The sequence below is a fragment of the Bradyrhizobium sp. sBnM-33 genome (assembly GCF_032917945.1).
GTDB lineage: Bacteria > Pseudomonadota > Alphaproteobacteria > Rhizobiales > Xanthobacteraceae > Bradyrhizobium.
In genome coordinates, this window is the sequence record NZ_CP136624.1 from 6,303,754 (window position 1) to 6,315,799 (window position 12,046).

12 protein-coding genes are annotated in these 12,046 nt (G+C 61.6%); 7 read left to right on the top strand and 5 right to left on the bottom strand.

Translation table 11 applies throughout. The annotated features are described in order from the left end of the window. Positions 1-208: 208 nt before the first annotated feature. Positions 209-373 (bottom strand): hypothetical protein, encoded by a 165-nt coding sequence (locus tag RX328_RS29825; protein ID WP_213252908.1) that lies wholly within the window; start codon positions 371-373, stop codon positions 209-211. A 267-nt stretch (positions 374-640) separates the two neighbouring features. Here RX328_RS29825 and RX328_RS29830 point away from each other — a divergent pair, with 267 nt between their 5' ends. Beyond that, positions 641-1,681: an alpha/beta hydrolase gene (locus RX328_RS29830; RefSeq protein WP_312018046.1), complete on the top strand. Its 1,041-nt coding sequence runs from the start codon at positions 641-643 to the stop codon at positions 1,679-1,681. Positions 1,682-1,707: 26 nt separating this feature from the next. On the opposite strand, the gene RX328_RS29835 is transcribed toward RX328_RS29830, so the two are convergent. The 3 genes from RX328_RS29835 to RX328_RS29845 all read right to left on the bottom strand — a co-directional run bounded on the left by RX328_RS29835 (position 1,708) and on the right by RX328_RS29845 (position 3,735). Continuing rightward, positions 1,708-2,331 (bottom strand): glutathione S-transferase family protein, encoded by a 624-nt coding sequence (locus tag RX328_RS29835; RefSeq protein WP_213252910.1) that lies wholly within the window; start codon positions 2,329-2,331, stop codon positions 1,708-1,710. 156 nt (positions 2,332-2,487) lie between these two features. Continuing rightward, entirely contained in the window at positions 2,488-3,057 is a 570-nt protein-coding gene (locus RX328_RS29840) for an inner membrane-spanning protein YciB (protein ID WP_213252911.1), read from the bottom strand. Between the two features lie 210 nt (positions 3,058-3,267). Beyond that, positions 3,268-3,735 carry a MarR family winged helix-turn-helix transcriptional regulator gene (locus tag RX328_RS29845; protein WP_213252993.1) on the bottom strand — a complete coding sequence of 156 codons (468 nt, stop codon included), beginning with the start codon at positions 3,733-3,735 and terminating at the stop codon, positions 3,268-3,270. A 197-nt stretch (positions 3,736-3,932) separates the two neighbouring features. On the opposite strand from RX328_RS29845, the gene RX328_RS29850 reads away from it, so the two are divergent. The 6 genes from RX328_RS29850 (at position 3,933) to RX328_RS29875 (ending at position 10,469) form a co-directional block, all read left to right on the top strand. Next, positions 3,933-5,858, top strand: a complete 1,926-nt coding sequence (locus RX328_RS29850) for an FAD-binding monooxygenase (RefSeq protein ID WP_213252912.1) — start codon at positions 3,933-3,935, stop codon at positions 5,856-5,858. Positions 5,859-6,080: 222 nt separating this feature from the next. Further along, the gene (locus RX328_RS29855) at positions 6,081-6,374 is read left to right on the top strand and encodes an acyl carrier protein (RefSeq protein WP_028346689.1); all 294 of its coding nucleotides are present in this window, start codon (positions 6,081-6,083) and stop codon (positions 6,372-6,374) included. A gap of 9 nt (positions 6,375-6,383) precedes the next feature. Next, a complete protein-coding gene (locus tag RX328_RS29860; protein WP_213252913.1) occupies positions 6,384-6,854 on the top strand; it encodes a 3-hydroxyacyl-ACP dehydratase FabZ family protein in 471 nt (156 codons plus the stop codon). Beyond that, entirely contained in the window at positions 6,851-8,050 is a 1,200-nt protein-coding gene (locus RX328_RS29865) for a beta-ketoacyl-ACP synthase (protein WP_213252914.1), read from the top strand. Before RX328_RS29860 ends, RX328_RS29865 begins: the two co-directional genes overlap by 4 nt. Before the next feature lie 87 nt (positions 8,051-8,137). After that, positions 8,138-9,415: a beta-ketoacyl-ACP synthase gene (locus RX328_RS29870; RefSeq protein ID WP_213252915.1), complete on the top strand. Its 1,278-nt coding sequence runs from the start codon at positions 8,138-8,140 to the stop codon at positions 9,413-9,415. A 118-nt stretch (positions 9,416-9,533) separates the two neighbouring features. After that, positions 9,534-10,469, top strand: coding sequence for a lipid A biosynthesis lauroyl acyltransferase (locus RX328_RS29875; protein ID WP_213252916.1), 936 nt, complete (start codon positions 9,534-9,536; stop codon positions 10,467-10,469). A 508-nt stretch (positions 10,470-10,977) separates the two neighbouring features. Here RX328_RS29875 and RX328_RS29880 read toward each other — a convergent pair. Next, positions 10,978-12,042, bottom strand: coding sequence for a polyamine ABC transporter substrate-binding protein (locus RX328_RS29880; RefSeq protein WP_249726638.1), 1,065 nt, complete (start codon positions 12,040-12,042; stop codon positions 10,978-10,980). Positions 12,043-12,046 lie beyond the last annotated feature (4 nt).

Sequence of the window (12,046 nt, forward strand, 5' to 3'; positions counted from 1 at the left end):
TTCGAGCGTTCGACGTCCGCTTTGAAGGGATGAACGGTCTAGGGCCTATTGGGGCCCGCCTCATTTGCGGCGGGCCTATGTCTTTGGCAGTCAATATCGCCGAAGCCTTTGGCTTCTCTACGTTTTATCGGTTCCTTTGCGAACGAAAAAAGTACTGGATTCCAGGACCACACGGTTTTGCCGTACGCAGCTTCCTCTGCCAGAGACTTCAACCAGCCAAGTGCTTGCCGGCCAAAATTCTGGCGGAAGCGTTTAAGCGCCGTACGTCCTGCGCGCTGTGTTCGCTCACGGCAAAGCCGCCCTGCATCACATCCACGCGCCCGACGCTGCCGCGTCCACCGCAACCCGTCCCAACGTTCGTGACGATGGCCAACGCCCCTCTTCTTCGGAACGGGATGGCCGGAGTTGTAAGGGTGATTTGGGTTCGCTGCGAAGCGCTTTATTTTTACGCGCGAGACTGGACAGGGCAAATCAGCTTGAAATTACTGCTGAAATTCGCGCATTCGCGCCGCGCCCTTTGGCCCCGATCAACGATCCATCGGTCGGGCGCATGGACCCCAGGCGAGAATTAGATGCACCGTCGGCGCAATTGCCGTTACGTTAGGTAAGCACAAAAGCAGAAAAAACGAGGGAGGCTATGGTGAGACTTTCAATCGCAACCGCAGGCTTTGTTCTCGCAACGCTCCTTTCGATTCCCGCGCTGGCACAGACGAGGGCTCTGGTGACCGAAGAGATGATGGTCAAGACTTCAGATCCCGGCATCGAGATCTACGTCCGCAACAAGCGGCCCGCAGATATGACTTCCTTCCGGCCGGAGCAGACCGTGCTTTACGTTCACGGCGCGACTTATCCTTCGGAGACGGCGTTCGACCTCAAACTGGATGGTCTGTCCTGGATGGAATACATTGCCGCACGCGGTTATGACGTGTGGCTGCTCGATCTGCGCGGCTACGGCAGGTCGACACGGCCTCCCGAGATGGCCGACAAGCCCGAGGCCAATCCGCCCATCGTGACCGGCCAGACGGCGGTCAAGGACATCGGCACCGCCGTCGATTTCATCTTGCAGCGCCGCAACATTCCGCGCCTCAATCTGCTCGGCTGGTCCTGGGGCACCACGCTGATGGCGACCTACACCACGCAGAACGCTGCGAAGGTCGAACGTCTTGTCCTCTATGCACCTGTCTGGATCCGGCAAACGCCGTCACTCGTCCAGGCCGGTTCAGGCAAGCTCGGCGCGTACCGAATGGTCACGCGCGAGCAAGCGAAGGAGCGCTGGTACACCGGCGTGCCCGAGGACAAGAAGGCCAGCCTCATCCCCGCCGGCTGGTTCGATGCCTGGGCCGACGCAACATTCGCCACCGACCCGGTGGGCGCGCAGATGAATCCACCGGTCGTTCGCGCCCCCAACGGTGTCGTGCAGGACGGCGCCGAATTCTTCGGCGCCGGCAAACCCTATTACGATCCCGCCAAGATCACGGTGCCGACATTACTAGTCGGCGCCGAATGGGACCGCGACACGCCGCCTTACATGGCGCAGACGCTGTTTCCGCTTCTGGTGAACTCGCCGGGCAAACGCTATGTGGCGCTGGCGGAAGGAACGCACTCCATCATCATGGAGCGCAATCGCCTCAAGCTGTTCGAGGCGGTGCAGGCGTTTCTCGATGAGGCGAAGCGGTCGTGAAACTAGAAGTCGTGAAGGTAGTTGGCTCAGTCCGCCGCAGCAAAATGCGCCATCTGGTGAAAACACGGGCGGGCCGTGGCGCGCGCGACATAGTGACGACAGGCGGGATATCGCGCCAGCCCGTCGAACCGATCGACAAGGCGCAGCACATCCGCCATGAGTATGTCGGCGACGGAGAAGGTCCCGGCCAGCCATTCGCGCCCTGCCAGGACCGGCTCCATGTGCCCGAGCCGTGCCTTGAGGAACCCGTCCAAACGCTTCCATGCCGGCGTATCACCGGTGTCGCCAGAGAACGCCAATATCGACCAGGGCAGGCTTGCCATCTCGACTGAATTGAGCGCCGCGAACAGCCATTGCAAAGCCTCGCTGCGACCGCGCGGATCGGCCGGCATCAGCGCGGCACTTCGCTCGGTCAGATGAAGCAGGATCGCGCCGCTCTCGAAGATCGAGATGTCTCCATCCGTCAACCACGGCACCTGGCCGAACGGTTGGTGCGTGAAATGCTCGGCACTGCGAGCGCGAAATGGCACGCTTTCGACGCGATAGGGCAAGGCGGCCTCTTCCAGCGCCCAGCGCACGCGTATGTCACGCACATAGCCCCGCGGCATCTCGGGAACCCAATCGAACGTGGTGAGGATCAGGTCGACCATTTTGCACTCCATTTCCTGGTTCACAAAGGACGAGCGAACGGCTCGCGCGCCGACATCGCTGACAACTTTTTTCGTCACCGCAGAAAGCGGGATGAACTACAGCAAGTAGCCCGCCTGAGCGCATGCGATATGCGGCACCGCTCCGCCGCCTACGGGCTAACGAGCGAGCTTATCGGATCGCACCGGTGCTAACACACGGTTCACCTTATTTCTGAGGACGAGATAGGTGACGATTAAGGCTACAGCCTTGGTTGTCGTCGGAACCATTAGTGAATATAGCGCCCAAATGCGTGCACTCGCTGTAATAGCAACGAGCAGGTTCAGGGCCGCCAGACCAAAAATCAAGGCCGCCCATACATAACCCACACGTTCAACCAGAGCCGCAGGTAATGCGTCGCGGGCTATTTTTGGAAGATATCGCGCGAGCCAGCCACGGCGAAGCATAATTATGCCGATCGCCGCTCTGCTGATACTCGGTTTTGCCATCAGAAATCGGCTGTCGTTTGTGATAAACGCAGAAGCGCCAAACACTAGCACCAGAGCAAGCACCATCAATTGAATCGGAGGAATGGGACTGCGTAAATATCTCTGAACCGCAATCTGCAAAAAGCCGAAGCCAATTCCGAAACAAAGCGCCAGCATTACGTCATTGGTCAAAAGTACTATGACAAAGAAAGCAAGCGTCGAAAGAAAGTCCAGAAGCAAATGCTTCAACACAACCTGCATTTTTCTTGGTCTCCGGCTTTTCGACTCTTGAAGTAGCCTATGCCGTTGAAGTTGCGTTGTGGTGACAGTGCACTTAATAGCACGTAGAGCGGATGGCGACAGGCATCATCCGCCGTTTGATAACGGTTGAATTCTCGACGTTGCGCAGCATTGATGCGGCACGGCGGATTATGCTGTCGCTAATCCGCCCACTTTTCCCGTCCCTCTATCTCACCGCAACTCTGCCTCCCGCAACGGCGCGCGGCTCAGTTCGTTGCCGGCGGCGATGGCTTTGCGCAGCAGCCGCATCAGCTCCGCGCCCTCCTTCTCAGTAAGGCCGCGCAGCATGAGGCGCTGGGCTGCCTCGACGGCCGGCGTGATGGCGCGCAGCGTTCGCTTTCCGGCTTCCGTGACCTGCAACTCCCGGGCGCGGCGGTCGCGGGGGCTCGGGTGACGCACCAGCAAGCCTTTCTGCACCAGGCGGTCGACGACGCCGGTGATGGTGGTGCGGTCATAGGCGATGAGGCCGGCGAGCGTCACCTGATCGATCCCCGGATTCATCTTGATGGCTGCCAATGCCGCGAACTGAACGGGCGTGAGGTCGAAGCCCGCCTCCTCGACCTCGGCCAGGAACACGGCCACCGCGATTTGCTGGAAGCGGCGCGCCAGATGGCCCGCCATCTCATTGTTATCTCTCACCAAATTCTCCACGGCAAACTCAAAAGCAGGTGGTCTGGAATTGACGAGCATAGTTATAATCAGTATGCTGATCAATATCCTCCATGCGCTTTGATCGCGGCATCTGCCGGCAGTCAAGTGACCGAGGCCATAGATGAAGGGTAATTCGATCGGTCAAAATCAACTCCGGTCGGCCAAGGACAGGAGGAGCAGGTCTCATGCAGTTTCATCTGAATGGCTTCGAGCCGGGCGACCCCAAGATCGCCGATCCCGCCGAGCGCGTGCTACCCTCCGGCACATCAGGCCCCGTTCCGGCGGAAGTCGACGTCCTGATCGTCGGCTGCGGACCGGCAGGCCTGACGTTGGCGGCGCAGCTTTCAGCGTTTGCCGACATCAAAACCTGCATCATCGAGCAGAAGCCGAGCCGGCTCTTGCGCGGCCAGGCCGACGGCGTCGCCTGCCGCACCATGGAAATGTTCCACGCCTTCGGTTTCGGCGAGCGCGTGCTGAAGGAAGCCTGCTGGATCACCGAAACAACATTCTGGAAGCCGGACGATCGCAAGCCCGAAAACATCGTGCGCAGCGGCCGGGTTCAGGACGTCGAGGACGACCTGTCGGAAATGCCGCACCTCATCCTGAACCAGGCGCGCGTGCATGATTGCTACCTCGATGTCATGCGCAAATCGCCCACAAAGCTCGAGCCCTATTATTCACGTCGATTGCTGGACCTTTCGATCGCGCCGGCAGCGCGGTTCGAGGAACACGCGGTGACCGTGCGTCTCGAACGGCTCGATGCCGGGCACGAGGGCGATGTCGAGATTGTCCAGGCACGCTACGTCGTCGGCTGTGACGGCGCGCGCAGCATCGTGCGCAGATCGATCGGGCGCGAGCTGCGCGGCGATTCAGCCAATCATGCCTGGGGCGTGATGGACATCCTTGCCGTCACCGATTTCCCCGACATCCGCTTCAAGGTGCTGATCCAGTCGGCACGCGACGGCAGCATCATCGTGATCCCGCGCGAAGGCGGCTATCTCGTGCGGCTGTATGTCGAACTCGCCAATCTCGACGCCGACGAGCGAGTTGCCAGCCGCAACATCACGCCGGACGATCTGATCGCGAAGGCGCGGCGGATTCTTCATCCGCATACGCTCGAGGTGAAAGAGATCGCCTGGTGGTCGGTCTACGAGATCGGCCAGCGGCTAACCGACAAATTCGACGAGGTGCCGGCGGAAGAAACCGCAACGCGCCTGCCCCGCGTGTTCATCGCCGGCGATGCCTGCCACACCCACAGCCCCAAGGCGGGCCAGGGCATGAACGTCTCGATGCAGGACGCCTTCAATCTCGGATGGAAATTGGCCGCCGTGCTGCGCAAACGCAGCGCGCCGCATCTTCTGCACACCTATTCGGCGGAACGGCAGGCGGTTGCGAAAGAACTGATTGACTTCGACCGCGAATGGGCTGCGATCCTCGCGTCCGCCAAGGGTGACAACAAGGGCGCGGATGCTGCGAAAACCCAAGACTATTTCGTCCGGCATGGCCGCTATACTGCGGGAACTGCGACGCACTACCGCCCGTCCATCATCACCGCCGAACCAAGCCATCAGCATCTCGCCAAGGGTTTTGTGATCGGCACGCGCTTTCACTCCGCGCCGGTTGTGCGGCTTTCGGACGCCAAGCCGATTCACCTCGGCCACGTGACCAAAGCTGACGGACGCTTCCGGCTCTTCATCTTTGCCGGCGCGGACGATCCTGCCGCCGCCAACTCCCCTCTCCGCTCGCTGTGCGACTTCCTGAGCGAGAATCCAAAATCTCCCGTGAGGCGACACACGTCCGCGGACGCCGATATCGATTCAGTGATCGATGTCCGCGCCGTGCTCCAGCAGGCGCACACCGAGCTCGCCATTGGGGCGATGCCCCCGCTCCTGCTTCCGCAAAAAGGACGCTATGGGCTCATCGACTACGAAAAGATGTTCTGCCCCGATCTCAAGAGCGGCCACGACATCTTCGCGATGCGCGGCATCGGTCGGTCCGCCGGATGCATGGTCGTGGTGCGCCCGGACCAGTACGTCGCGCATGTGCTCCCGCTCGATGGCCATGCGGAGCTTGCGGCATATTTTGATGCGTTCATGTTGCGGGCGGGGTGAGAGCTAATCACGGGGATTTCTGTGGCAGCTTCCGCGGAACCGAAATCCGCCATCTTTGCCCACAAATCGCTCTCCACCCCGACTACCCCCCTCCATTGAACTCAGCGGCCCGCTCCGATATACGGGCACTCGACTCCGGCCGAGGGAATGGGCCTTCCGGGGCCGTGCACCCGCCTCCTCCAAGCCGTTCCGGATTTTCTCCAGTATATCAAAGGCTTAATGATGTCTTCCACATTCGATCAGATCGCCAACATTATCGCGGAGACCTGCGACATTCCGCGCGACACGATCAAGCCGGAGAGCCACGCTATCGACGATCTGGGCATCGACAGCCTGGACTTCCTGGACATCGCCTTTGCCATCGACAAGGCGTTCGGGATCAAGATGCCGCTCGAAAAATGGACCCAGGAGGTCAACGACGGCAAGGCCACGACCGAGCAGTACTTCGTGCTGCAAAATCTCGCCGATCGCATCGACGAGCTGGTCGCCGCCAAGAATGCAGCCCCGGGCGCCTAGTCGCCCGCCATGGACCTTGATTACTTTAAGCTCATCGACCGCGTCGTCGAGTTGAACCTCGACGAAAAGAGGATCACGGTCGAGGCGCAGGTTCCGGCTGTTCACACCATCTTCGAAGGGCATTTTCCCGGTTTCCCGATCATGCCCGGGGTTTTGCTGACCGAGGCGATGGCGCAGAGCTCCGGCTGGCTGATACTCGGCGCCCTGAAGTTCGAGCGCATGCCGTTCCTGGCCATCGTGAAGGAAGCCAAGATGCGGGGTTTCGTCAGTCCCGGCCAGTTGCTGACGATCGAGGCGAAGCTCGAGCACGAAGGTTCCGGCTTTGCCGTCACCAAGGCCAAGGGGCGCGTCGGCAAGGAATTAAAGTGCAGCGCCGAGCTCACCTTCGGCCTCTCCCCCTTCCCCGATCCGGCCTTGCGCGTGCACATGGACGCGTTGGCCAACAAGATCGGCTTCCCACTGCAGGCAATCACGCAATGACTGAGCCAAAATCCGCGGGCGCCAAGGAAGTCTGGATCACCGGCATCGGCATCGTCTCCTCGCTCGGCGAGGGGCTGGACGCGCATTGGGATGCGCTGAACGAGAAGAAGATCAACGTCGACGACAAGCGGTTTGCGCCCTACATCGTGCATCCGCTGGCGCCGGTTACCTTCGACGCGCAGATTCCGAAAAAGGGCGACCAGCGCCAGATGGAGGCGTGGCAGCGCATCGGCACCTATGCCGCCGGGCTGGCGCTGGATTCGGCCGGCGTCAAAGGTGACAAGGAAATCCTCGGACGGATGGACATGATCGTCGCGGCCGGCGGTGGCGAGCGCGACATCGCGGTTGACGCGGCGATCCTGAACGCCGACGCCAGGGGCAATTCGAGCCCCGGCTTTCTCAACGAACGGCTGATGAACGATCTGCGGCCGACGCTGTTCCTGGCCCAGCTCTCCAACCTGCTCGCCGGCAATATCGCCATCGTCCATGGCGTCTGCGGCACGTCGCGCACCTTCATGGGCGAGGAAGCCGCCGGCATCGATGCGGCGCGGATTGCGCTGGCGCGGATCGAAGCCGGCCAAAGCGATATCGCGCTGGTCGGCGCGGCCCATAATGGCGAACGGTCCGACCTCCTGGTGCTCTATGAATTCGGCGATTTCAACCTGACCGAAAAGTTTTCGCCGGTGTGGCAACGCGAAGGCCGTGGCGGCTTCGCGCTCGGCTCCGCCGGCTGCTTCCTGGTGCTGGAAGCCCGCGAGCACGCCGAAGCCCGCGGTGCCAAGCCTTACGCCAAACTGACCAAGGTCGTTGCCGATCTTGCGCAGCGCAAGCAGCCGGGCGCGTTGACCAAATCGCTGGAGGCGCTGTGGCCGAAGCTTGGCGTCGGCGACAGCGGTGCCCTGATCACGGGAGCAACCGGCGTCGAGCCGGTGACGTCGGACGAAAAGGCCTTTTTGCGCCAGCATCCCGGCTTTGCGGTGCGCGCCACCGGCACGATGTTCGGTCATACGCTGGAGACGCAGTTTCCGCTGGGGCTGGCGCTCGCCGCGCTGTCGATCTCCCGTGGCGCGCTGTTCCCGCCCAACGACCCGACCGGCCTCGAGGTTGAAAAGGCAGGCAGCCCGGATCAGATTGTCGTCGTGGGAGCCGGTCACTGGCAGGGCGAAGGCATGGCCCTGGTCGAGGCCATCAAGTAGAGCGTGGCCGGAGACCGCTTTCGGCACGGCCAGAGCAAATAATGAGCGCGAGCGCACTTTCAGTTACGGCGCAACATCGGGGGAACCATGTCAGCACCACGCGATAAACTCGGCAGGCCGGTCGTCGTCGTCACCGGAATGGGCGTGGTGACGTCGCTCGGCGCCGGCAAAAAGGACAATTGGGCAAAGCTGACCGCGGGTGAATCCGGCATCCGCACCGTGACGCGCTTTCCAATCGACGGCCTGAAGACGACGATGGCCGGCACCGTCGATTTCGTCACCATCGATCCGTTCTCGTCGACCGGCCTCAGCGAACGTCTCGCCGAGATGGCGACCGGGGAAGCGCTCGAACAGGCCGCGATCGGCGGCAAGGCCGACTTTCCCGGACCGCTGTTTCTTGCCGTGGCGCCGGTCGAGGTCGAATGGCCGCAGCGGCTTGAGCTCGGACGCGCCGTCGGCAGCACCGAATTCGGATACGAGGATATGCTGCGCGTCAGCGGCGGCGGCCGGTTCACAGCCTACCATCGCCGCTTCATGTTCGGTTCGATAGCGAGCCACCTGGCCGAAATGTTTGGCACCAAGGGATCGCCGATCTCGCTGTCGACCGCCTGCGCTTCCGGCGCCACCGCGATCCAGCTCGGCGTCGAGGCAATCCGCCGCGGTGAAGCCGATGCCGCGCTGTGCGTTGGCACCGACGGCTCGGTAAACCCGGAAGCTTTGGTGCGGTTCTCGCTGTTGTCGGCGCTATCGACGCAGAACGATCCGCCGCAGGCCGCCTCAAAGCCGTTCTCCAAGAACCGCGACGGTTTTGTGATGGCTGAAGGCGCCGGCGCGATGGTGCTGGAGAGCTATGAATCCGCAATCGCGCGCGGCGCCAAAATTCTCGGCGTGGTGGCCGGCTGCGGCGAGCTGACCGACTCGTTCCACCGCACCCGCTCCAGCCCGGACGGCAAGCCGATCATCGGCTGCATGCGCAAGACACTGGCCGATGCCGGCCTCGAGCCGGAGCAGATCGATCACATCAACGCGCACGGCACCGCGACGCCGGAAAATGACAAGATGGAGTACAACACGACCGCGGTGGTGTTCGGCGAGCATTTGCCGAAGATCCCGGTATCGTCGAACAAGTCGATGGTGGGGCATACGATTTCCGCGGCCGGCGCGGTGGAAGCCGTGTTCTCGCTGCTGACGCTGGAGCATCAGCGGATACCGCCGACCATCAATTACGAGATTCCGGATCCGGCGATCCTGTTCGACGTGGTCGGCAACAAGGCGCGCGACGCCAAGGTCACCGCCGTGATGTCGAACTCGTTCGGTTTCGGCGGGCAGAACGCCTCGCTGATCCTGACGCGCGAACCGGTGTAGCGAGTTGTAGCTCGGTTATGATTGCATCAGAACCGAGCTACAGTCATTTGTTTTGACGCGTTTTCTTGACGCGAACCGGTATCCACTTCACTTGAAAACGCTATAGCTGCTTCCAAAAATGAACCGCCTGCTCCTACGCACCAAGGCGCGCCTGCGCGACGCCGCCAAGCCGGTGGCGGAAATAGCCGTCGGCGCGCTGACGATCGCGCTGTTGCGCACCACCCGCTATTTCGATCCGGACAAGACCGCCGATTTCTTCGGCCGCGTCACCCGCTTCATTGGGCGGCGGCTGCGCGAGGACCGCATCGGGCGCGAGAATCTCAAGGCCGCCTTTCCCGAGAAATCAGCGGAAGAGATCGAAACTATTTTGGCCGGCGTGTGGGACAATCTCGGCCGCATCGGCGCCGAGTTCGCCCATCTCGATCACATCTGGGATTACGACCTCGATCATCCGGAGAAGCCGAGCCGCATCGAGTTTCCCCCGCGGACCAAGGAAATCTTCGATTCTCTGCGCGACGACGGCAAGCCGGCGATCATCTTCGCGAGCCATCTCGGCAATTGGGAGATCCCTGCGCTCGGCGCCGTCGCGCACAGGCTCGATTGCGCCATCCTGTTCCGCCGGCCGAACATCGAGGCCGCCGACCGCGCCATCCAAAAAATTCGCGCCGTCAAGATGGGCACGCTGGTGCCGGCCGGCCGCGAGGCGCCGCTCAGGCTGGCGGAGGCCCTGCAGCGGGGCCAGCACGTCGCGATGCTGGTCGATCAGTACCTGGGCAACGGCGTCGAGGTGACGTTCTTCGGCCGCAAGACCAAGGCCAACCCGACGTTGGCGCGGCTGTTGCGGCAGGTCGAATGCCCCGTGCATGGCGTGCGCATCATCCGCCTGCCCAACCACCGCTTCCGCGCCGAACTGTCCGAGGAGGTCAAGCCGGTGCGCGATGCCTCCGGGCAAATCGACATCCAGGGCACGATGCAGGCGGTGACTGATGTGGTCGAAGGCTGGGTGCGGGAATATCCGGACCAGTGGCTGTGGCTGCACAGGAGATGGCGGTAGTGCCCATGTAGCCCGGGTGAAGCGCAGCGCAACCCGGGGGCACTCTCGCAACCGGCTGAAGTCCCCGGATTGCGCGGAGCCTGTCATCGGGCGCGCATTCGCGGACCCGTTGGCTCCATCCGGGCTACGCAACAGCCGCTTTCTTATCCGCCGAACAGGCCGAGGCTCCACGCCTTCATCGCAACCGTCGATCCCAGAACGAAGATGATCTGCAGCAGCGTGCGCGTTGAAAAGAAGGTGAGAATGTTGGTCATGTGATGCTCCCGGAAGCGAGCTATAGAGTCTCCTTCGCGTTCCGGCAACGGAAGTTTGTCGGAAGCGAGCGGAGGCTCGGTGAGCACAGCGATATCTGAGGTATTATGGCACGGCTCCCGGATGTCGTTTCGCTCATCTGGGCTACGGGGCCGTCATTGCGAGCGAAGCGAAGCAATCCATCCCTCCGCTTGCTGAAGCATGAATTGCTTCGTCGCTTCGCTCCTCGCAATGACGGAGAAAACGCCGGACGCCGTCACCTCCCCGTCTTCACCCGCGTCCAGAATCGGTTGATGACCCGCTGGGTGGCGGAATCGCGCGCCCGGATCACGAACAGCTTCTTCTGCATCGCCTCGTCCGGATAGATGTTCTTGTCGTTCAAAATCTTCGGATCGATCAGCTTCTGGCTCGCGAGATTGCCGTTGGCATAGGACAAAAAGTCCGAATTCTTCGCCGCCACCTCGGGCCGGTAGAGATAGTTGATCAGCTCATAGGCTTCCGCGACGTTCTTCGCGTCCGCCGGGATCGCAAGATTGTCGAAGAACATCTGCGCGCCCTCTTTCGGGATCGTGTAGCCGATCTCGACGCCGTTCTTGGCTTCCGCCGCGCGGCTGCGCGCCTGCATCACATCGCCCGACCAGCCCACCACGAAGCAGATTTCGCCGGAGGCGAGCGCGCCCAGATATTCGGAAGAGTGAAACTTCCGGACATTGGGCCTGATCTTGCTAACGAGATCGGCGGCCTTTTCCAGATCGGCCTGCTTGGTGGAGTTCGGATCGAGGCCGAGATAACTCAGCGCCGCCGGTAAAATGTCGTCGGCGGAGTCCAGCATATGGATGCCGCAATCCTTGAATTTTGCGAGGTTCTCCGGCTTGAAGACGATATCCCAACTGTCGATCTTCGCGTCGGGCCCGAGAATCCTCTCGGCCGTCTTGACGTTGTAGCCGATGCCCGTGGTGCCCCACATGTAGTTGGCGGCGTAATTGTTGCCGGGATCATAGGTCGCAAGCTGGCTGGTCACCACCGGCCAGGCGTTGGCGAGGTTGGGCAGCTTCGATTTGTCGAGCTTTGTGAAAACTTTTGCGGTGATCTGGCGCTGCAGGAAATATCCGGTCGGCACCACGACATCGTAACCGGACTTTCCTGCCAAGAGACGCGTCTCCAGCGTCTCGTTGGCATCGAACGTGTCGTAAACCACCTTGATACCGGTTTGCTTGGTAAAGTCCTCCAGCACCCCCGGGGCCATATAGTTCGACCAGTTGTAGAAGTTCACGGTGCGCTCCTGCGCACGGGTGGGCGAGAGAGACAGCGCGACCGTCATCACA

Excerpts from the sequence above, each read along its gene's own strand:
- RX328_RS29835 (WP_213252910.1), bottom strand. The coding sequence starts at position 2,331 with ATGGTCGACCTGATCCTCACCACGTTCGATTGGGTTCCCGAGATGCCG.
- RX328_RS29840 (WP_213252911.1), bottom strand. The coding sequence starts at position 3,057 with ATGCAGGTTGTGTTGAAGCATTTGCTTCTGGACTTTCTTTCGACGCTT.
- RX328_RS29850 (WP_213252912.1), top strand. The coding sequence starts at position 3,933 with ATGCAGTTTCATCTGAATGGCTTCGAGCCGGGCGACCCCAAGATCGCC.
- RX328_RS29855 (WP_028346689.1), top strand. The coding sequence starts at position 6,081 with ATGTCTTCCACATTCGATCAGATCGCCAACATTATCGCGGAGACCTGC.
- RX328_RS29860 (WP_213252913.1), top strand. The coding sequence starts at position 6,384 with ATGGACCTTGATTACTTTAAGCTCATCGACCGCGTCGTCGAGTTGAAC.
- RX328_RS29865 (WP_213252914.1), top strand. The coding sequence starts at position 6,851 with ATGACTGAGCCAAAATCCGCGGGCGCCAAGGAAGTCTGGATCACCGGC.
- RX328_RS29870 (WP_213252915.1), top strand. The coding sequence starts at position 8,138 with ATGTCAGCACCACGCGATAAACTCGGCAGGCCGGTCGTCGTCGTCACC.
- RX328_RS29875 (WP_213252916.1), top strand. The coding sequence starts at position 9,534 with ATGAACCGCCTGCTCCTACGCACCAAGGCGCGCCTGCGCGACGCCGCC.
- RX328_RS29880 (WP_249726638.1), bottom strand. The coding sequence starts at position 12,042 with ATGACGGTCGCGCTGTCTCTCTCGCCCACCCGTGCGCAGGAGCGCACC.